Source organism: Akkermansia sp. 54_46 (assembly GCF_001917295.1).
Lineage (GTDB): Bacteria > Verrucomicrobiota > Verrucomicrobiia > Verrucomicrobiales > Akkermansiaceae > Akkermansia > Akkermansia muciniphila.
In genome coordinates, this window is record NZ_MNUD01000031.1 from 1 (window position 1) to 19,443 (window position 19,443).

20 protein-coding genes and 1 pseudogene are annotated in these 19,443 nt (G+C 48.8%); 16 read left to right on the forward strand and 5 right to left on the reverse strand.

Annotated features, from left to right (window positions below; genetic code table 11):
• The 10 genes from BHW66_RS06045 to BHW66_RS06090 all read left to right on the forward strand — a co-directional run.
• Positions 1-769, forward strand: a 769-nt coding sequence (locus tag BHW66_RS06045) for an RHS repeat-associated core domain-containing protein (protein WP_286688956.1), incomplete at its 5' end; no start/stop codon positions are given.
• 10 nt (positions 770-779) lie between these two features.
• Positions 780-1,091 carry a hypothetical protein gene (locus BHW66_RS06050; protein ID WP_131072314.1) on the forward strand — a complete coding sequence of 104 codons (312 nt, stop codon included), beginning with the start codon at positions 780-782 and terminating at the stop codon, positions 1,089-1,091.
• 343 nt (positions 1,092-1,434) lie between these two features.
• Complete coding sequence (locus BHW66_RS06055) at positions 1,435-1,884, forward strand: hypothetical protein (protein ID WP_215833565.1); 450 nt, start codon at positions 1,435-1,437, stop codon at positions 1,882-1,884.
• An 8-nt stretch (positions 1,885-1,892) separates the two neighbouring features.
• Positions 1,893-2,465, forward strand: a complete 573-nt coding sequence (locus tag BHW66_RS06060; protein WP_146020789.1) for a hypothetical protein — start codon at positions 1,893-1,895, stop codon at positions 2,463-2,465.
• Between the two features lie 502 nt (positions 2,466-2,967).
• Positions 2,968-3,540 (forward strand): RHS repeat-associated core domain-containing protein, encoded by a 573-nt coding sequence (locus tag BHW66_RS06065; RefSeq protein WP_146023960.1) that lies wholly within the window; start codon positions 2,968-2,970, stop codon positions 3,538-3,540.
• Complete coding sequence (locus BHW66_RS06070) at positions 3,533-3,919, forward strand: DUF6714 family protein (protein ID WP_022196925.1); 387 nt, start codon at positions 3,533-3,535, stop codon at positions 3,917-3,919. The genes BHW66_RS06065 and BHW66_RS06070 overlap by 8 nt, the downstream gene beginning before the upstream one ends.
• A gap of 339 nt (positions 3,920-4,258) precedes the next feature.
• Positions 4,259-5,125, forward strand: a complete 867-nt coding sequence (locus BHW66_RS06075; protein ID WP_237970293.1) for an RHS repeat-associated core domain-containing protein — start codon at positions 4,259-4,261, stop codon at positions 5,123-5,125.
• 566 nt (positions 5,126-5,691) lie between these two features.
• Positions 5,692-6,411 carry a hypothetical protein gene (locus tag BHW66_RS06080; RefSeq protein WP_046436116.1) on the forward strand — a complete coding sequence of 240 codons (720 nt, stop codon included), beginning with the start codon at positions 5,692-5,694 and terminating at the stop codon, positions 6,409-6,411.
• 9 nt (positions 6,412-6,420) lie between these two features.
• Positions 6,421-6,546, forward strand: a complete 126-nt coding sequence (locus BHW66_RS06085) for a hypothetical protein (protein ID WP_286688957.1) — start codon at positions 6,421-6,423, stop codon at positions 6,544-6,546.
• On the forward strand, positions 6,543-7,169 hold the full coding sequence (locus BHW66_RS06090) for an RHS repeat-associated core domain-containing protein (protein WP_237970304.1): 627 nt from the start codon (positions 6,543-6,545) through the stop codon (positions 7,167-7,169). Before BHW66_RS06085 ends, BHW66_RS06090 begins: the two co-directional genes overlap by 4 nt.
• Before the next feature lie 582 nt (positions 7,170-7,751).
• On the opposite strand, the gene BHW66_RS06095 is transcribed toward BHW66_RS06090, so the two are convergent.
• The 5 genes and pseudogenes from BHW66_RS06095 to BHW66_RS06115 all read right to left on the reverse strand — a co-directional run bounded on the left by BHW66_RS06095 (position 7,752) and on the right by BHW66_RS06115 (position 14,279).
• Positions 7,752-8,081, reverse strand: a complete 330-nt coding sequence (locus BHW66_RS06095) for a hypothetical protein (RefSeq protein WP_102741756.1) — start codon at positions 8,079-8,081, stop codon at positions 7,752-7,754.
• Between the two features lie 297 nt (positions 8,082-8,378).
• Entirely contained in the window at positions 8,379-8,627 is a 249-nt protein-coding gene (locus BHW66_RS06100; protein ID WP_128804652.1) for a hypothetical protein, read from the reverse strand.
• A gap of 97 nt (positions 8,628-8,724) precedes the next feature.
• Positions 8,725-8,913: pseudogene (locus BHW66_RS06105) on the reverse strand (2-isopropylmalate synthase); the annotation flags it as partial.
• A gap of 574 nt (positions 8,914-9,487) precedes the next feature.
• Entirely contained in the window at positions 9,488-11,170 is a 1,683-nt protein-coding gene (gene recJ, locus BHW66_RS06110; protein ID WP_286688958.1) for a single-stranded-DNA-specific exonuclease RecJ, read from the reverse strand.
• Positions 11,171-11,417: 247 nt separating this feature from the next.
• The gene (locus tag BHW66_RS06115; RefSeq protein ID WP_286688959.1) at positions 11,418-14,279 is read right to left on the reverse strand and encodes a beta-N-acetylglucosaminidase domain-containing protein; all 2,862 of its coding nucleotides are present in this window, start codon (positions 14,277-14,279) and stop codon (positions 11,418-11,420) included.
• 457 nt (positions 14,280-14,736) lie between these two features.
• On the opposite strand from BHW66_RS06115, the gene BHW66_RS06120 reads away from it, so the two are divergent.
• From BHW66_RS06120 to BHW66_RS06145, 6 genes are all read left to right on the forward strand, one after another.
• A complete protein-coding gene (locus BHW66_RS06120) occupies positions 14,737-15,678 on the forward strand; it encodes a metal ABC transporter substrate-binding protein (RefSeq protein ID WP_146021600.1) in 942 nt (313 codons plus the stop codon).
• Entirely contained in the window at positions 15,675-16,109 is a 435-nt protein-coding gene (locus tag BHW66_RS06125) for a hypothetical protein (RefSeq protein ID WP_046436103.1), read from the forward strand. Before BHW66_RS06120 ends, BHW66_RS06125 begins: the two co-directional genes overlap by 4 nt.
• A complete protein-coding gene (locus BHW66_RS06130) occupies positions 16,106-16,906 on the forward strand; it encodes a metal ABC transporter ATP-binding protein (protein ID WP_046436190.1) in 801 nt (266 codons plus the stop codon). Before BHW66_RS06125 ends, BHW66_RS06130 begins: the two co-directional genes overlap by 4 nt.
• Complete coding sequence (locus tag BHW66_RS06135; protein WP_022198614.1) at positions 16,903-17,757, forward strand: metal ABC transporter permease; 855 nt, start codon at positions 16,903-16,905, stop codon at positions 17,755-17,757. Before BHW66_RS06130 ends, BHW66_RS06135 begins: the two co-directional genes overlap by 4 nt.
• A 121-nt stretch (positions 17,758-17,878) precedes the next feature.
• The gene (locus tag BHW66_RS06140) at positions 17,879-18,370 is read left to right on the forward strand and encodes a UvrB/UvrC motif-containing protein (RefSeq protein WP_180971939.1); all 492 of its coding nucleotides are present in this window, start codon (positions 17,879-17,881) and stop codon (positions 18,368-18,370) included.
• Between the two features lie 5 nt (positions 18,371-18,375).
• Positions 18,376-19,431, forward strand: a complete 1,056-nt coding sequence (locus tag BHW66_RS06145) for a protein arginine kinase (RefSeq protein ID WP_046436100.1) — start codon at positions 18,376-18,378, stop codon at positions 19,429-19,431.
• The last annotated feature ends 12 nt before the right edge of the window (positions 19,432-19,443 follow it).

The window sequence follows — 19,443 nt, forward strand, 5'->3', positions numbered from 1 at the left end:
GCCCGTCCAGTGGTCCGGCGAGATGCACGACGAAGAACTCGCCCTGGTCTATTACAACTACCGCTATTACAACCCCAAAGACGGCAGGTGGATCAACCGTGACCCCATCGCTGAAGAAGGGGGGTGGAATTTATATGCGTTCCTCGGTAACAGCCCTCAAGATAAGTTTGATGCTTTGGGGTTAATAGGAATATTTGGATTATTAGGAGGAGCTTTAATAGATTATGGATTTCAAGTTACTGCAAACTATATTCAAGGCAAAGAAGATCCTTGGACAGATATAGATTGGGGTTCAGTTACAACTTCTGCAGCTTTAGGGGCTGCAGGAATACCTGGAAATGTAAAAATAGGAAAAAATATATATAAAAATGTTAAGGAGGCTGTTAAGATGCGCAAACGTATTAAAAACAGTCAGAAAATTCACATATGTAAAGAAAAATTACCAACAGCTCATCAAAAAAAACTTTTGAAAAGAAAACAGAAAAGAGAAAATATTTATTCTGAATATAAAAATGAAATAAAGAATAATTTTTTAATTGGAATTATTCGAGGATTAGCTAAAAATATAGGTTCTGAGGTTTATGAAAATTACAAAAATACGTTAGGAAACAAGTACGAAAAATGCTGTCAAGACATCATCATAATAATTATAGTAGAAATAGAAGTAGAAATAAAAATAGATTCTTTTCAACAATATGAGAACAATAACATTCTTGAGGAAAATCCAAATTATATACCACCTACAAGACCATTTTATCCTTTAAGATAAATATAAAATAATGAATTACTTATATATATTTTCTTTTGTATTAGCTATTGGCTTATCTTTTTATGTGTATGGATTAAAAAAAGGAGCATGGTATTTTTTTATAACATTTTTTATTATCTTATTAGGGATCATAGCTGACGATTTATTATTCCCTTATACAACTATAATTGCAATATTAATATTATCAATTTCATTCTATTTTTATAGAAAATTCTTTCATTTAAGAAAAGAAATAAAAAATAATAAAATCAATAAAAAAAATATTAATCCTAAAAAAGTGAAAAGAAAAAAACGGTTTCGAAATAAACAAAAAAACTACTAAACATAAATAACGACGATAGAATTTCGTATATTTAATATATCGGACTGTGTTCCGAATATTGTTGTAGGATCTTCTGGAACCGAGGGCCACCCGCCCCCTGGCCCTCGTGCAGGGTGCTTCCCTTCACTGCTACGGCATGGACTTCAACAAGAATGTGACGGAGGTCTTCGACGCACAGGGAACGATCGCGGCGGCTTACGATTACTCCCCCTATGGAACAGCCACCCGCACCGGAAGACTCGTCCAGCCCGTCCAGTGGTCCCCAGAGACGGAAGGTGGATCAACCGTGACCCCATCGCTGAAGAAGGGGGGGTGGAATCTTTATGCGTTCGTAGGGAATAGTTTGAATATTGAAATAGATTTATTAGGGACAGCTTGGTCGTCACTGCAAACAGAGGCGGGGGCCGCATTGGCTGCACGGCAAGCGGCAGAAGCTGCGGCAAAGGCAGCAGCCAGAGCAGCAGGAACAGCAATCGCTGCTGAAAGAAGTAAAAGGAATAAAAGATGTGCAGAATTATATCGCGAAAAATCCGAGGCAAAAAAAGAGGCTAGAGGTAGTTCCTGTAGGGATATGATAATTCCTGAATGTCCTACTCAAAGCGAGTGTAATGCTTTTAATGATCGATACGAAAAAATGAAAAGGTTTGCCGAGGCTCGTAAAGCTTATGATGACGAATGTCATCAAGGAGGTGACAAAGGACATCAGGAACAAAGTAAAGGTTGGAATGAAGGAGCACAGAATTGCAAAAATAAGTATGATGAATGTATTACTAAACTAAATAAATTAATTTAATTGTAAATATGCAAGCAAATTTTTATAAAGAAAAGATTGAAGAATTATACGATTTATTTCCTATTTCTTCTCCACCCTTTCCCAGCAATAATCCGCATGATCTACTTATTAATTATGTTGATTCTGAAGAAGAAATGCATGATTATGCTCGATCTTTATTGGGACTCACTTGGACAGAGATCGATTGTAAATTTTGGTATGATTGTGGAGACTATTTATTTTTTGCGACACCCAAGGGATTTTCTTATTTTCTTCCTTCTTTAATAAAATGTCGTTATGAATGGTTTTTAGACCATGAAATTACTGTTGGAACAGCCATAGATTTTGTCTTTTATTGCATAGTAGGTAATTTTGACAATGACGCAGAGTTTGAATATGCATTAACTCAAGACGACAAAGGATATTTGCTAAACAGAATCTATGAGGTTTTTTTGTCCTATAATATTGATCAAATTCTTGCAGTGAAACAATGGATCACACAGGAAGAAGCATCCGATATGAGATTAAGTAAAGGTGCATTTAATGCGACTACATATCGCCGTATTTATTATCTAATTAATAATGTGTTGAAAGTAAGATGACCAGTTCTCCGAAAATAGATTCACAAAGAAAGTTAGGTTTATTAACCTAACAAAAAACAATGAAAAAATACAGTATGGAGAAAATCCTAAAAATTCTCAGTGAAAAAACAGACGGACAAACGATACGAGAGGATCTGCCGGGAACTCAACATCACGGAGTAAACCTACTACCGATAGCGTAGCAAATACGAAAGAATGGAGTTGAAGAAAGCCTTGATAATGAAACAGCCTGAAGAAGAAAACTAATGTTTGAAGTAAAGCATAACCAACAACCCTGGATATCTCAATACTGAAAGAAGTGAACTCAAAAAATGGTAAGCCCCTCCCGGTGTCTGCCCCTGAAGTAGAACGCCTCTCTTTACTACTACGGCGTGGACTTCAACAAGAATGTGACGGAGGTCTTCGACGCACAGGGAACGATCGCGGCGGCTTACGATTACTCCCCTATGGACAGGTGGCTTCCACGGGCAGCCTCGTCCAGCCCGTCCAGTGGTCCGGCGAGATGCACGACGAAGAACCCGCCCTGGCCTATTACAATTACCGCTTTTACAACCCCAAAGACGGCAGGCGGATCAACCGCGACCCCATCGCTGAACAGGGAGGATGGAATTCGTATTCGTTCGTAGGGAATAACCCTATTGATAGTTTTGATATTAATGGTCAAAATGCTATGGCAAGAGCTGTTCCTTTTGCCGCAGGAGCTGCAGCCGTAGATGGGCTTCTTCCAATTGGTGATGTAATAGGAGCAATTGTAATAGTTTCTGCAGGTGCTTATGATTTATCACAGCCAGGTCCAGGAACTGGAAATTGTACCCGTTTATTTCATGGGATGTTACAAAGTGCTGTTAATGCAGCCAAAATAGAGACAGCATTACTGGGTAAATGTAAGGACACAGATTGTTGTTGGCTGTTGAAAATCAAGGCTGCAACTTGGCTAAAAAATGCAATTGCTCGAGATACTATTAACTCCAAATGTTACCAAGGAGGAGATTCAGGACACCGGAAAGCATCTGAACAAGCTTGGACAAACGTAATCAATTGTCAAAGAAAAATAAAAATAAAGTGTAATGGATGATTTTTTTAAAGAAGTAAAAGCCGCATTTCCTATATACCCTATTCCTTCCTTTGATTTGGTATATGGTTATAAAATATCTAGCGAAGAATCATATGAAGAACTTATTCTGTTGGAAGGTAAGGAATGGACGTTAATAGAATCGAATTATCTACAAAATCATTACACATTTCCTTTCTGGCTTTCCATATCCGGATTACATTATTATCTACCGGCTATCATGATTTTTTCCTGGAATGAATATATGAATAAAAAAGATATTGTTTTAGTTGCTGATTCGGCTGCATTGGCTCTAGAAAAATTTAATGATTATAGCATATATACAAACCCACAGCTGAATATACTAATAAAATGGGCCGGCACTTTAAATTTTGAAATTTAATTGCAAAAAAAAACACAAAAAATCAAGAATTTTATTTAGCTATTTTATTAAAATAAATTTATAAAATTGCCGTGTTAGTAATAAAATTTGTATTAGGTTTCTTTGAGATGAGGAGAAAATGATACTAATACCTAATCTCTGAATTTATTGAATCTTATTTTACCAACACTTTCTTTTGAAAAATAATCGGTATTATTTACTTTAGTCTTGTTTCGTTGATTTTTTCGATTTTTTATCGAAGCAATTTGCTAAATATCAATATTTAAAATATTCTGAAAATCTTGCGACAAGACTATTCTGCATAATTCCGAAAAAAATTAAACAATAACGTAGATTGATTTGCATCAAGAAGAATTTGTATATGATGAAATTGCTTCTCCGCGAGAAATCATGCTGGCCTCCCGCAACGTAAGCTATGATGACCAGAATTGCCGTCCCTCCTACGGTTACAGCTACGACAATATCGGTAACCGCAAGACGGCGCAGGAACCGGCCCAAGAACTCGCCTACTCGCCCTATGGACAGGCGGCTTCCACGGGAGACCTCGTCCAGCCCGTCCAGTGGTCCGCCGAGATGCACGACGATGATCTCGCCCAGGTTTATTATAATTACCGCTATTACAACCCCAAAGACGGCAGGTGGATCAATCGCGACCCCATTGCTGAACAGGGAGGATGGAATTTGTACGGGTTTGTTAGAAATTCTCCATATATTTTTAATGACTTAAATGGAAATGACAGATACATTTCGCAGATTTTACCTGACCAATTATCTGACATGACATTTACCTTGCATATAGGTGTAGCTGTTGATCTTTGGGAGAAGAACAAAGACGGGAAATGGTGTAAAGTAGGAGTTAAGACGTTTGATTATGGTTTGAATCCAGCAGACAGGGAAACAGCGAAATTAGCCGTGGAGTGGTCAAAAACAGGAAATGAACTAATTCTTCTTTTATTAGTTGGATTATATATAGTCAATACAATACGTGGAACAATTATTCTTGGTAGAGGTTATATAGAATTTTCAGATGGCCTCAATTTAACTAATCCAGAAACCATACCCTCTTCCCCTATTGAAGATATAAATATGCTTAGAGGAATTCAACAAGATATAAAATCACCGCCTCCATATAATATATTAAAAAACAATTGTGCAGATTGGTCTTATAGAGCTATTTGGTATGGAAGAGATAAAACAGTACATTAATTTACAAATGAGAAAAATGTTAGAAATTTTTGAAAAAATAATAAAATTTGATATATTTTTTCAAGAAAAAGAATTCAAAAAAAGCAAATCGATATTCAGTTATATTGTTTTTATATTCCTGAGTGTGGGATCTTATATATCCATTTTTCCAGAAAGATTAGTTATAAATACAAATTTATTATCAAATCCAAAGACAATATTATTTATACTACTAATTTATATTTCATATATTACATCGTTTTTCAATTGGTTTTACTGCATCAAAAAATCAATATCATTATTCATCATAATCTATTTTATACCGACATATGTGATATTTTTTATATATTGGTATATTTATCAAAAATCCATCCACAATTTGGCCACAAGCATGATGTTTCCATAATAATTATGATGTAAAATACGAAAACAAATCGGCATTATTTACTTTAGTCTTGTTTCGTTGATCTTTCCGATTTTTTATCGGAGAAATTTGCTAAATATCAATATCTAAGATATTCTGAAAATCTTGCGCCAAGACTATTCTACATAATTCCGAAAATAATTAACATTAAACAAATGACATCATGAATTATATGCTATATTTCTTAATTAGTATTATATGTATAAATTATTCTTTAGGAAATATTCAAGAAATAAAAAATATTCCTGAAGTCCAAGTAAAATATAGCGATCTAAAATTTTATCAAAATACATCAGAAATTACAATAGATATTACAGATTCAGAAAAGAGTCGAAAAATGTTTAGTCTTGGAAAAGAAATCATACTTTTCAACCACCAAGAGCAAGTTCCATGTAATGCTATTGGTTCATTTTCTTTTCTATTTTCTGAAGATGGCAGTATAGGTCGAGTGAAGTTATTTTTTAAAACAGAATTGGAAAAAGCATTAAATGGAACTTTAACTGTATTAACATCACAAAAAACAGTTCCATTAAAAGAAAAAATAATAAAAATTAAAAAAGATGAAGAATTTAATTTAGATGGAACTTTAGTAAAAATAACATCAGTAAAAAAATCAAAAGATGGCTACAACATTTCTTTTTCTTTTAAAGATTCAATTGGAATTGCTAAATTTGAATTTAAATCACTAGATGGCGTGCAACTCAAATCAGAACAAGAACGTTTGATAAGTTTTGGGTTAGATGGAACACAAGTATCTTCATATTATGTATTTACTACAAAAGAAAGCAAACAATTAGAATTAATTATTACGCCTTATAAATGGATTGAAATAAAATGCCTCCATATTCCTTTATTCATTAATCTACCCATTTTAAATAAATAAAAGATACTGTTGTGGGATCCTCTGGAACCGGTGGCCACCCGCCCCCTGGCCCTCGTGCAGGGCGCTTCCCTGTACTGCTACGGCGTGGACTTCAACAAGAATGTGCTTACGATTACTCCCCCTATGGGGCCGTGACCGGTACGGGCAGCCTCGGCCAGCCCGTCCAGTGGTCCGGCGAGATGCACGACGAAGAACCCGTCCTGGCCTATTACAATTACCGCTTTTACAACCCCAAAGACGGCAGATGGATCAACCGCGACCCCATCGCTGAACAGGGGGGGTTAAATTTATACTGCTTTTTAATCAATTATCCTCCATCAATAGATTATTTGGGAAAAATTGCAATCGTTCTCGTTATTCCTTTAACAATCACTGCTGCGGAAGCTACAGCGTATGCTGCAATTGCAGCAGCTGCAATTTGTTTATCAAACAGTTACTGTAGCAAACTTGCAACAGCAGCTTTTGTTGCTCCTATTCTTGCTGCTGTCGCTGCAGCTAAAGCCATTTCTTCTACAATATGTAGTATAAGATGTCGATTTGGAAATCATGGAGCTCATCATAGTTTTCGAGCCAATAGGATAGGCATACCTTCATCAATAAGATGTTGGAAGCGTCATTTGCAATCAAATTGTTGGATTTCAGGTGCATCAGGATCAAATTTCGGAACTATTAGAATACCTTATGGAGATTGTTATAAAAATAGAAATGGCAATCCTCCGGGAAGATGGTCTAGAGTTATAATAACGTACCCTTTTTGATCAATGAATATTAATTATAAATTTAAAAAGCATTATATATATATTAAGAGAATATAAAAGAAAAACATATAATGAATTATTAAAACATGAATACCCAATAACTGATCTCGTAACTATTGAAAAAGATACATTAAGTATAGAAATAATTCTTCTTGAAAAATATAGAGATCATCTCCTATTAGGGTTAGACGTTACTTTGCTTGGATCGAAAAAAATATGTTGTAAAAATTCAATTAGAAGAACTTTTACTGTATATAATAAATAGGTCCAATACAATTTAAAAAGGAAATTTCTGAAGAAAAAAAAATAATAAATAGCATTGTTCAAGAGCCAGGAACTGGTTAATAAAGGTAGTCTGCTTCTGTACCTCCTTCATATTTTGGTCTCTTGCTTGCAGTGTGTAAGAGGCTCTTCAAAATTACCCTATTTACCCTGTGCGATATCATTCAACTCACACAAATTCAATGTATTGAATGACACAAAGTAAAAAATGCGCACCCTGTCTTGCCCTGTATCCCACCACGTAGCGGTCCATTTTATCACCACAAAATAAACTGATTAAGAATATTTCCGCACTCTGTTCTACCCTGTCACGGAATGGGCAATGGTGTACACGTTCCTCCGTCCGCCTCCTTCCTTTCGTACCTGCACGCGATCCGGACACATCTCTGCCAGTTTGGATAACTTTCCGCCCAGTTTAGCCGCGTTCCTGGCCAGAAGATTGAATGCTCTCATTTTGTCAGCAGGAAGATTAGCTCTTACACGGTCATAAATACCCGTGGAAGTGGCGTCCTTCCTGTAGATCTGTTTGGCATCTTCCGGAGTTCCGCAGCGTGCGGCCTGGTCAATCAGTTCCAGTAACTGCATTTCCGGGCTGATGCCCAGAACAGCCGTGGCTAGTGTCTTGTTCATGTATGCTCTGCATCGGTGACGTCCCGTAGGTTCCTGCAAATGCTCCGGCGCCCGGTAATGGTCAATGAACCACGCCAGAGCGGGCAACTCCCTTGCCAGGGCCTCATCCACGGCATCCTTTTCATCTTCCGTCCCATTCGGAGGCGCCTCATGATAACCGCTCAGCCAGAAAGCCGCATATTTTATCTGTATCGCCTCCCTCCATCGGAAAAGCCGTCAGGCTCTCTCCGGATCCGTGTTGAGCAACTGCACCACCGCCCAGGACAACGCCATCGGGAAGGCATCCTTCCCTTTGCCTTAAATGGAGACCACTCCGGCATACAGGATATTCTTGCTCCGGCTCATGACGTTCCACCGCTCCGCCTCCTTCACGTTCTTCATGATATCATCCAGAAGAATCACCGGGTAATGTTCCATGCCGCCGTTAAACCCTTCACTTCCCGGTTTTGTGAAATACTTTTCCCCGGCCATGACCAGATGATGAACCCTGGTGCGGGCCGTGCGCCTTTTCAGGCACGCCTGAATACGCTGTCTTGCCCCCTGCATCCAAGCTATAAAGGAAGGAAATTGGTCAAGGTCCTCCGGGTCATCCAGCAAACCACGCAAGAAGGCCAGGGCTGTCGAGCAATCCCCTTCCTTTCCCTCTACCCACGGCCCGGACGGCTCGGAAATCGCCGTCTGAAATAACGGGGAAGCCCGCTTTAATAATATCCACGCCCAGCGTTTCCAGCTGCATGGCCACCTGTATTTTCTGCTCCACGTTCATCGCCGCGCCGGGGCACTGTTCCCCGTCTCTCAGCGTCGTATCAAAAATATGTATTTGTTCTTTCATTTACAGTAAAAATGTTAAGAGGTCGTTCCTTCGGGAACTGCGCACGGAAAACGTTCCTGTTACGGAATCATTCCTTTGGTGCAAATCAAGACAGCCGTTTACTTCCCTCGCGCCGGAACGGCTCACCGGCGCATATCAAGATATCTTCACGGACTTACCGTCCGAGAAGCAGCAATAGACGACCTTGCAGAAACAGGGTATTCATCTTGCTTGTTTTTACTATAAATCCACCCTGAATGGGGAACGGGACAGACAATGCTCTTTAAAACCTGCTCTGTCAAGACACCTCAAATACATATGACATTGTTAGAGTTGTCTCATCCATTGAAATTTTGAAAGAGAGTGCCTTCCTTCACAAAAAAACTGCCTGTTAAACAAGGTTATAATGTACGAATAAACATAGAATTCCAATAACTGGAACTCATTCCTGAAATCAGTTCCAGATGAGAAAATTATGTAACCCCAAACTGGATAATACGCCTAATAACAATCTATTAAGATTACCATAGGATAAGGTTTGACACATTATTCACAACTCAACGGCCTATTGCTATTCACAGCAATAGGCCGTTTTCTACATTTCCCGGTGGGAACGTATTTCCTGAATGGAAATGGACAGGGAGGCGCGGCCGCGGTACACGTTGCGGTCAATCGTAAAAGCGATATCCCAAGGGGGATTGGGAAGTTCCCGTTGCGCTCCGTTAAAGAAAATAGCGTCGCGCTCCACGATGCCCTGACGCATGAAAAGCTTCAGATGATTGGTTCCCACGCGCTTGGGCGGTTCCGTGGGAAAAACGTCGGAACTCATGAATAGAGGCTGGGGATTGGAGTTGCCGAAGGGTTCCAGTTTTTCATAGCTGTCCAGCAAATCCAGCGTCAGAGCCTGGAAGGACACTTCCATGTCAATGTTGAGTACGGGGCAGCGCTGTTCCTCCGTCGTGGTTTCGGACACATAACGGTTGAAAGCCCGGCGGAAGTCGTCCATGCGGGATTCTTCAATCACCAGCCCCGCCGCCATATCATGGCCGCCGCCGGAAACCAGCGTATCCGCGCAGTGGTGGATGGCCTGCACCAGGGACACGCCGGGAATGGAACGGCCGGAGCCCTTCCCCACGCCGCTTTCATCAAAGGCGATGACGAAAGTCGGCTTGTGGTACCGCCTCATCAGCTGGGAGGCCACAATGCCCACCACGCCGGGATGCCACGCGCGGGAACCCAGCACAATAACGTTGTCCCTCTCCGGGTCAAAGGAGTTGTGAAGCATTTCCACCGCATCCGTCCGGATGGCCTCCTCTTCCTCCTGCCGCTTGCGGTTGTGGGAATCCAGCATTTGGGCAAGCTGCACGGCCCTCCTGGCGTCCATGGTCAGCAGGAGTTCCAACGCATCCATAGGGGAATCCATGCGCCCGGCGGCATTAATGCGCGGGCCTATCCTGAACCCCACGTGGGCGGCGTTCAGGAAGCCCGCGTGGTTAACGGAGTCGGAAGGGCGGATGCCCGCTATTTCCGTCAGGGTTTTGAGCCCCGTATGGCGGCTGTGAGCCAGCCTTCCCAGGCCGTGGCGAACCAGAATCCTGTTTTCCGCCACCAGGGGAACAATGTCCGCCACGGTTGCCACGGCCACCAGGTCCAGATAAAGTTTCAGGTCAAAGGTTTTCAGTTTCCTCTCCTTCAGGAGGGCATGCGCCAGCTTGAAGACTACGCCCGCGCTGCACAGGTAAGTATATGGGCTGTTTTCCTCAATTTTGGCATTGACCACCGCCGCTGCATCCGGACGCCCCAAAGGGCCCGCCTCATGGTGGTCCAGAATGATGACGTCTATCCCCAGGCTGTTAAGCATGTCCACCTCCTTCACGGAGGAAGTGCCGCAGTCCACCGTAATAAGCAGACTGGGAGGGTCCGCACATTCGCAAAGGCAGCGCTTGATGCCGGCCTCGCTGAGTCCGTAGCCTTCCCGGGAACGGACGGGAATAAAATACTGGGGATCCAGGTCATAAGCCATCAAAATGGCCCGGAGAAGCGCCACGGAGGTGACACCGTCCACATCATAGTCCCCATAAATACACACGGTTTCCCCTTCATCCACGGCCCGGAAAATGCGGTCCACGGCAGCCCTCATTTCCCCCATCAGGAAAGGGTCGCTCAGGTGGGAAAGCCTGGGGTCCAGAAAGAGTTCCGTTTCCATTCCCCCGGTGAAGCCGCGCTGCAGCAGGAGCTGCTTGACCAGCAGGGGCAGTTCCGCAGGAAACGCTTTCAAGACCGGATCATCCTCCTTCACGGAAGGGCGTAGAGTCCAATGAAAACCCGGCGTCATGGCAGTATTTTAGCCCCGCATCCAACAGGGTCAAGGTTGTTTCCGCAACAGACGGCCAAAGCGGAGAAAAGAAGCGTCCGCTTCCGTTTCCGGAAACAGTCCGCACGCCGCGCGCCCGGCCCTTTCAAAAAAAACTCCGCCCGGTTCGTTCCGGACGGAGTTCGGCGTAAGGCGCCAGCGCCTGAGACGGTTATTTCCGGGAGGAAAAAATGACTTCATTAATGATCGCCTCCGGCTGGGGAGCCTTATAGGTCAGGCGCACGGCAGAAGTTCCGGCAGGGATGGCAAATTCAGAGACACCGGGGCCGGCGTTCCGTTTGCCGACCGGCGTCCAAGCGCCTTCTCCGCGGCGGGCCTGGATGGCGAAGGCGGCGGATCCCACCACGATTACTTTGGTAGCCTTGGGATTGTCCAGATTGGGAACGACTATGTCCAGCGGCTTGTCGGCACGGTAAACCGTTTTCAGGTTTCTGTCGCTCAGGGAAACCAGGCTGGTGCCGGGGTCCGCGGGAGGAACGTCAAATTTGAACATGTTCAGAACAATATCCTGCTCCCTGCCGCTTTTATTAACCAGCTTCATCCCCTTGATTCCCTTGGGAAGCTGGTTGCCCCTGGCAATGAAGTTTTTGCCCTGTTTGTCCAGCTTCTGGACTACGGGCTTGGAAGAACCTTCCACGTCCAGCACCACTTCCGCCCAGGAGTTGACGTCATCCCGTTCCAGGTTGACTTCCAGCCAGGTAGCGTCCGTGGGGCCATCCAGCTGCAGGGAAATAAATTCCCCGGGTTTCATCTTATGCGTTTCCATCACGCGGTTGATCCGCACGATTTTGTCGGATTTCTGCACGGAAACGCCCTCCAGCCCCGACACATTGGAGGAAGCCATAGCGGAAGGAGGCGTGTTGACGGCTATTTCCCGCACGGCAGTCCAGACAGACCGGCCGTTGCCTGTTTTTTTCGGTTCAATGACGCGGTAGCGTACGGCACGGAGCAAAACCGGCTTGGGAGCCTTCCAGACCACCTGCATGCCGGAAGTTTCCGGCCCCAGCGGTTTCCAGGTTTCGAGGTCGCGGGAGCCTTCCAGCTGCCCTTTTTCTACATAGTCGCCGTCCTTGTCATTGCGGCCCATCAGCACTTCCACGCTCCGCACGGGGATGGGCATTCCGTAGTCCACGCCATACCAGTCGCCCGGTTGGCCGTAGGCGCCGGAGTGCCAGAAGGAGCCGCGATCCCCGTCACAGAAGAGTTCCGCCTTATCCATGCTGCCCCCCTTGACCAGGGGCTTGGGAGAAAGGGCCGGCGCGCCGGCAATGGCCGGAAAAACTTTTTTGGAGACAATATCCGCCAGTTCATTCACGGCGGGGGCCATCACACGGGAACCGGTCTTTACCGCAGAACGGTACAACTGTCCTTCCTGGTTGTGGCGGCGGGAAATTCCATCCATGGCCGCCAGAGCCTGCGTAGCCTGCACCAGCCGGGTCGCGGCTTCTCTGGCGTTGTTTTCCTCCAGCGCCGCTACAGCGTGCTGACCGGCATGCCCCAGTTGCTCAAAGGCATCCACCCACGCGCCTATTTCCTTCATCAGCCGCGGATTGTTCGCCCTGGCACGGATGACGGGCGCAGCGGCGGCCATACGGGCAAATTCCTTTTTGAGCAGGGCCGTATCCTTCTTCTCAATCTTGCCTTCCCGGGCGGCTTCCAGCACGCGCTTGACTACGGGCTCTATTTCCACGGATTCCTCACGCCGGTAGCCGTGACCGTTAGGGCCCTGGTCGGAGTTGTGGTTCACAAAAACCTGCATGGCTTCCGCCGCTTTCGGGAACAGGCGCCTGACTCCTTCCTTCCAGGCCTCATCAGACTTGAACCCGTTGATGTTCCAGGAGTAGTCCGCAAGGCCGAAGAGGGAGACCTTGGAGGCCTCCGGCTTATCCATGGGGTTGGAGACGAAACCGCCCATGGATTCCTTCGCTCCCGGTTCCGAGGCAAGGCCATACACGCGGCCCATGCAGAGGTTGGAACGGCAGTAGTCCGTGACGGGGAAGTTCCACCAGACGTAGGAAGGGCGCTTGATTCTCCTGTTCACCCATTGCTGGCCTTCCAGCGTAATGTCATGGCAAACGGAGTTCCCCGTCCACATGACGTGGATGGAGGGGTCCAGACGGTCCCCCAGAATGTCCAGATAGGTTCCCGGCTTGGGATCGGCCCAGCCGCGGTTGTACTCCGTGGGGCACATGACCAGGGGGGTGACGTCTTTCTTCACCTTGACAAATTCGTCATTGATTTTGTTCAGCAGAAGGGCCTGCATGTCCCCCCGCTTGCCCTCTCCGAAGATGTCGTCAAAAAACACGGCAAAGGAACGGACGCCCAGCTTGTACATCATCTCAAACTTTTTGATGACGTTGTTCATGTCTTCTTCCGTCCACTTAATGTCTTTGCCGGGGTGGATGGCCCAGACAAAGTCCACATGGTTTTCCTTCGCCACCTTCACCAGTTCCCTGATCTGGGCGGCCTGGTCCGCGGGATAGGGATCCCGCCAGTGGGGGGAGGAATGGTAGGGATCGTCCTTCGGCCCGTAGATGTATGTGTTCATTTTGTTCTGCCCGTAAAAGCGCAGCTGGCTCAGACGGGCTTCATGGCTCCAGGGAGTGCCGTAAAAACCTTCCACCGTTCCGCGGAATTCAATGTCCGGCCAATCCGTAATTTCCCCAACGGGCAAGATCACGCCTTCTCCGCCGGTCTTCGTTCCCAGCTGCCGCAGCGTCTGCATGGCGTAAAATGCCCCACGTTCGTCATGGGCTCCTATGCCCACCTTTCCCTGCGGAGAAATCACCAGCTTGTAGGCTCCGGATTTTTCCGGAACCCCGTCCAGCAGCTTGCTCCCGCCCGCCTTGGCGGAACGTATTGTCACGGAAGGCTTCCCGGAGAAAGCAACCGTCTGGGAGGTGAATTTGGACTGCTGGGGGGACGGATATACGGCAGGAGTCGCCGCCAGAGCGGAACCGGCCAGAAAGGCCGCCACGCTCAAGCCACATTGGAGAAGTTGAAAACCATTCATGATGATGCGCGATAATGGAACCAGAAAAAACTTTCCACCTCAAGAAAAAACCGTTCTCCTCCATCAGGCTGTCGCCACCAGGGGAAAAACACGGGAAAAGACTTCAAAAAGAAACTTCCCCGCCTTCTCTTCCCTCTTCAGGAAGATCTCCCCGCTCCTCATGGAATATTCGGGAACTGTCATCACTCCATCACCCGGCTCATCCGGAGACCGCCCGGCGCAGCCGCCCCCCTGCAGGAAGCGGCATGTTGATGGAATTTCCTGTGAAGGGCAATCGTCCCGCACGGAAATCCTGGCGGGGCTGGATGCCAGGGGCGCCGCCTTCTCCCTTCTTGACCAAAAATTCACCGTAACGCTGAAAAACAAAAAAGGGCCGTGCAGAATCCCTGAAAAGTCAGCGTCATCCCATTTCAGAAGACAAATTTGACCATTGCATCACTTGAAGGGAAGGTTCATCATGCGTAACATGCTCCGGCGCATTTTGATTCCTTTTCTGTGTCTTCTGGGCCTGTTCTGCTCTCTTCAGGCCCAGGATGCCCCAGTATTGAAAATCGCGGCTCTGCACCCCGTCCTGGGAGACATGGCCCGCGCCATCGGCGGCAGCCGCGTGCAGGTGGCGGACCTGCTGCGCCCCAACGGCAACCTGCACAGCTTTGAACCCTCGCCGCAGGACATTGCCGCCGCAGGACGGGCGCGCCTGGTGCTGGCCTCCGGCAAAAACCTGGAGCCGTACCTTCCCAAATTAAAGGACGCCCTGGGAGGCAGCGCGCAAATTCTGGATCTCGGAGCCTCCGTCCCGGATGTTCCCGTGGAGGAAGACACCGCAGACCATGACCACGAACACGACGGAGACTGCTGCGCCCACGGTCCCAACGACCCCCACTGGTGGCACACCCCGGCCAATATGAAACGCGCCGCCCGCACCCTGGCCGCAACGCTCACGCGGCTGGACCCGGCCCATGAACAGGACTATAAAGCCGGCCTGTCCCGGTGGAACAGAAAGATGGACCAGCTTTCCTCCTGGGCCAGAAAGGAACTTGCGGACATTCCGGAAACGGACCGCGTCCTGGTTACGGGGCATGCGGCCATGAACCATTTCTGCAGGGAATTCGGCTTCCGCAGCATCAGCATCCAGGGGATAAGCCGTGAAGATGAAGGCAACTCCTCCCAGCTGGCCTCCACGCTGAAAAAGCTGAGGTCAGCCGGGGTAAAAGCCCTATTCCCGGAATATTCCTCCAACCCCAAGAGCCTTACGGAAATCGCCAAATCCCTGAACATCCCCGTTGCCAGACCAATCAATACCGACGGGCTGGCACCTGAGGGCCACACGTTCGAATCCATGTTCAGACAAAACACAGGCATCATCAAGGAAGCCCTTTCCCCGTCCCCCAGGCCATGACCAGCACACCCCTGCGGCAGTTTTTTCCCACTCTGGGAGTCGTCATCCTGCTGGGATTCTTCCTCTACAACATGACGGCACCCACCACCGGATCACAGGAAGCGGAGCATTCCGCCCCCACGGCGCAAACCGCGGATGTTCCCACGGTCATCACGGTCAGATGCGCCCACCGTCCGGAAGCCCTTTCCATCTCCTGCGGCGGCCGTCTTCTCTGGCAGCCCGAAACGCCCGGGCTGCATGAAGAAACGGAATGCGGCCTGCCGTTGAAAAACGGTTCCGTAACGCTTACCGTTTCCGCCCGCTGGCCGGAAAACACGCCGGACACCCCCGTCATGCTGGAACTGGAACCGGAGGGGAAAACCACCGTCTCCGCCACCCGCTGGTCCTTCGGCCCCTCCCTGAACGACAGCTACTCCTTCTCATGGAAATGAACAGCCCAGCCCCTCCCTGCACCCAGGACCACATCTGCTGGGGCGCGCACGCCAGCCACCCGGACCGCCACCGACTGGAAGTGGACAGCCTCAGCGTTTATTATGGAAGCCTTCTCGCGCTCAACGGCATCAGCTTTTCCATCACCTGCGGCCACACGCTGGCTCTGATGGGTCCCAACGGTGCAGGAAAATCCACGCTGATCAAGGCTCTGGCCGGGCTGATCCGCCCCGATTCCGGAAAAATCCTGTGGAACGGATGCCCCCTGCACGACACGCCGGGAGAAATAGCCTACCTGCCCCAGCGTTCCGACGTGGACTGGTCTTTCCCCATCACCGTCCACGCGCTGGTGGAAATGGGCCGTTATCCGTCCCTGGGCCTGTGGAAAAAATTCGGGAGGCATGACCGGGATATTGTGGAAAAATCCCTTCACGTTCTTGGTATGGAATCCCTGGCGGACCGCCAGATTTCAGAACTCTCCGGCGGCCAGCAGCAGCGGGCCTTTCTGGCTCGGGCCCTGGCGCAGGAGGCCCATGTCCTCCTGCTGGACGAACCCTTCACGGGCCTGGACGCTCCTGCCAGCCAATCCCTGGGGAAGCTTCTGGATTCCCTGGCGGCGGAAGGACGGCTGGTCATCGCCTCCCACCACGATTTGAACACGGCGGCGGACATCTTCGACACCATCCTGCTGATGAACAGGGAGCTGGCCGCCTTCGGCCCCCCGAAGGAAGTGCTTACCCCCGCACGCATCCGGGAGACATACGGAATGGAACCTCAACCGGAACCCCAAGCTTCATGATGGACGATTTTCTCCAATTCCTCCGCGAACCCATCGCGCAGCGGTCCCTGCTGGCCTGCGTCATGATCGGCTTCGCCAACGGCTTCGTCAGCGGGCTGGTAATCCTGAAAAAATCCGCCCTCCAAATCGGTACGCTTTCCTGCGCCCTGCTGCCGGGCATTGCGGTGGCGGTGCTCCTCTTCGGCCTTACCCGCTGGAGCCTGCTGACGGGGGCTGTGGTGGCCGCCCTGCTGGTGGGTCTGGGTTCCCTCTTCGTTTCCCGAACATCCCGGCTGAACCAGGACACCGCCCTCTCCATCCTGCATACCACGGCTTTCGCTGCGGGCTTCATCGTGCTGGTCAGGCTGGGCCTGCAACAGAAAATTGACGACTGGCTGTTTGGCTCCATCATGAGCCTGTCCGACTCCGACCTGTGGATCGCCTTCGCCATCAGCTCCGTCAGCGTCCTGATCCTGCTGCTCTTCCGCCGCCCCATCCTGATCTGTCTCTTTGACCCGGACATCGCCACCACGCTGGGAATCCCCTCCCGCCTCATCAGCTACGGCATCTTCACCCTGATCATTCTGGTGCTCGTTTCCTCCCTGCAGGCCGTGGGAGCGTTCCTGACACTGGGGCTGCTTGTCGGCCCCGCCGCCACGGTGTACCTGCTTACCAACAAGCCGGCCCATCTCTTCTGGGGGGGAGGAATCATCGGAGGGCTGGGTTCCCTGCTGGCTTTTTACCTGTCCTTCCCTCTGGGCTGGCATCTGGGCGCCACCATCATTCTGGTGCTGGGCGTCATTTTTTGCACAGCCTATTTGTATTCATCACGGTGCGGGCTTTTGAAACAACGCGGAAAGAATTCTTCTTAAGTACAATAACAAGGCCCGTTTTCATGACAATCCATGACACGCAGACTACTAGTCCGCCACAGGGAGCGCCATTATAATGCGGGTTGTGAAAAAATGTGAGATATGCTCTGCACCGGCAACGGTGTTCCTGACACAGATCATCAACGGGAAGTCCACCAAATTCTGCCTTTGCGCCAAATGCGCCCAGGAGCGGGGTCTGCTGGATCCGGATGCCTTTGATCTGGCGGAGAAACTGTTCCCGAACCTTCAGGGCCAATTCGGCAAGGAAGGAGCAGCGGGTTCTGCCGCTCCCATTCCGGCCTTGCAATCCCTGCCCCTCACAAGCTGTCCGATCTGCTCCTTCACCCTTCAGGATTACAAAAACGTAGGACGCCTGGGCTGCAGTGAATGCTACAACGTCTTTGAAGAAGAAATCCTCCCGCTTCTTACCCAGATCCAGCCTGATTCCCACCATCACGGAAAAACGCCGGAACGGGCCGAAAAACGCGAAACGGAAACCCATACCATCAGCGATCTGGAACAACAGCTTTCCCTGGCAGTGGCAAGAGAGGATTATGAACGCGCCGCCAAACTCCGCGATCAAATCAAACAATTGCGCACGCCGACCAATTAACATACATGCTCTTTGACGACTTACTCAACAACCCCGCCAAATGGATGGTGGAATCAAGGGATGAGCACGACATCGTCCTCACCTCCCGCATCCGCCTGGCGCGCAACCTGACCGCCACCCCCTTTCCCGGCTGGGCCACACGCCAGCAGAGGGAAGAAACGCTGAAGCTCACTTCCGGAGAAGCGCGCCAAATCCCCGTCATGAAGGGAGGCTATTATGCGGAGCTCTCCGGTCTTACCCAGCAACAGAAACAGTTGCTGGTGGAACGCCACCTCATTTCCCGGGAACTGGCGGCGCGTTCGGAAGGCTGCGCCGTCCTCATCTCCCGCAGCCAGAATGCCAGCATCCTCTTTAATGAGGAGGACCATCTGCGCCTGCAGTATATCCTGCCCGGCATCCAGCTTAAAAAAGCATGGGGGGCTATCTCCAAAATAGACTCTGAACTGGAAGCCAGGCTTCCGTACGCCTACAATACGCGGCTGGGCTACATTACCGCCTGTCCCACCAACCTGGGCACGGGCATGAGGGCCTCCGTGATGATGCATCTGCCGGGCCTCGTCATCTCTGAACAGATGCAGCAGGTCGTTCAGGCGGCCGCACAGCTTAACATTACCGTCCGCGGCCTTTACGGGGAAGGGACGGAAGCCACCGGCAACCTTTTCCAGATATCCAACCAGTCCACGCTGGGGGACAGTGAAGACCGGATTGTGGAACGCATGACCCGCTTCACCTCCGACCTGGCCCATCAGGAATGGAACGCGCGCAGGCGGCTGCTCCAGTCATCTTCCCTGCAGGTGAAGGACCGCGTTTCCCGCGCCTACGGCCTTCTGACCAACGCCACTCTGCTTTCCACGCAGGAGGCGCTGGCGCTGCTCTCCTTCCTCCGGATGGGAGCGTCTCTGGACATCTTTTCCCACCAGGCATTAAAAAACGTCAATAAAACCATCATGAACATCCAGCCGGCCCATCTGGCCCGCCTGTCCACCACGGACCAAACCACTTCGGAACACAGGGACCAGATCCGCGCTGATATGATCCGGAAGGAACTTTCCGGCAACTAATGCAACCATACC

What these genes read in the sequence shown, in the direction of transcription:
- BHW66_RS06050 (WP_131072314.1), top strand. Translation starts at nt 780, where the DNA reads ATGAATTACTTATATATATTTTCTTTTGTATTAGCTATTGGCTTATCT.
- BHW66_RS06060 (WP_146020789.1), top strand. Translation starts at nt 1,893, where the DNA reads ATGCAAGCAAATTTTTATAAAGAAAAGATTGAAGAATTATACGATTTA.
- BHW66_RS06065 (WP_146023960.1), top strand. Translation starts at nt 2,968, where the DNA reads ATGCACGACGAAGAACCCGCCCTGGCCTATTACAATTACCGCTTTTAC.
- BHW66_RS06070 (WP_022196925.1), top strand. Translation starts at nt 3,533, where the DNA reads ATGGATGATTTTTTTAAAGAAGTAAAAGCCGCATTTCCTATATACCCT.
- BHW66_RS06080 (WP_046436116.1), top strand. Translation starts at nt 5,692, where the DNA reads ATGAATTATATGCTATATTTCTTAATTAGTATTATATGTATAAATTAT.
- BHW66_RS06095 (WP_102741756.1), bottom strand. Translation starts at nt 8,081, where the DNA reads ATGAACAAGACACTAGCCACGGCTGTTCTGGGCATCAGCCCGGAAATG.
- BHW66_RS06100 (WP_128804652.1), bottom strand. Translation starts at nt 8,627, where the DNA reads ATGCAGGGGGCAAGACAGCGTATTCAGGCGTGCCTGAAAAGGCGCACG.
- BHW66_RS06115 (WP_286688959.1), bottom strand. Translation starts at nt 14,279, where the DNA reads ATGAATGGTTTTCAACTTCTCCAATGTGGCTTGAGCGTGGCGGCCTTT.
- BHW66_RS06120 (WP_146021600.1), top strand. Translation starts at nt 14,737, where the DNA reads ATGCGTAACATGCTCCGGCGCATTTTGATTCCTTTTCTGTGTCTTCTG.
- BHW66_RS06125 (WP_046436103.1), top strand. Translation starts at nt 15,675, where the DNA reads ATGACCAGCACACCCCTGCGGCAGTTTTTTCCCACTCTGGGAGTCGTC.
- BHW66_RS06130 (WP_046436190.1), top strand. Translation starts at nt 16,106, where the DNA reads ATGAACAGCCCAGCCCCTCCCTGCACCCAGGACCACATCTGCTGGGGC.
- BHW66_RS06135 (WP_022198614.1), top strand. Translation starts at nt 16,903, where the DNA reads ATGATGGACGATTTTCTCCAATTCCTCCGCGAACCCATCGCGCAGCGG.
- BHW66_RS06145 (WP_046436100.1), top strand. Translation starts at nt 18,376, where the DNA reads ATGCTCTTTGACGACTTACTCAACAACCCCGCCAAATGGATGGTGGAA.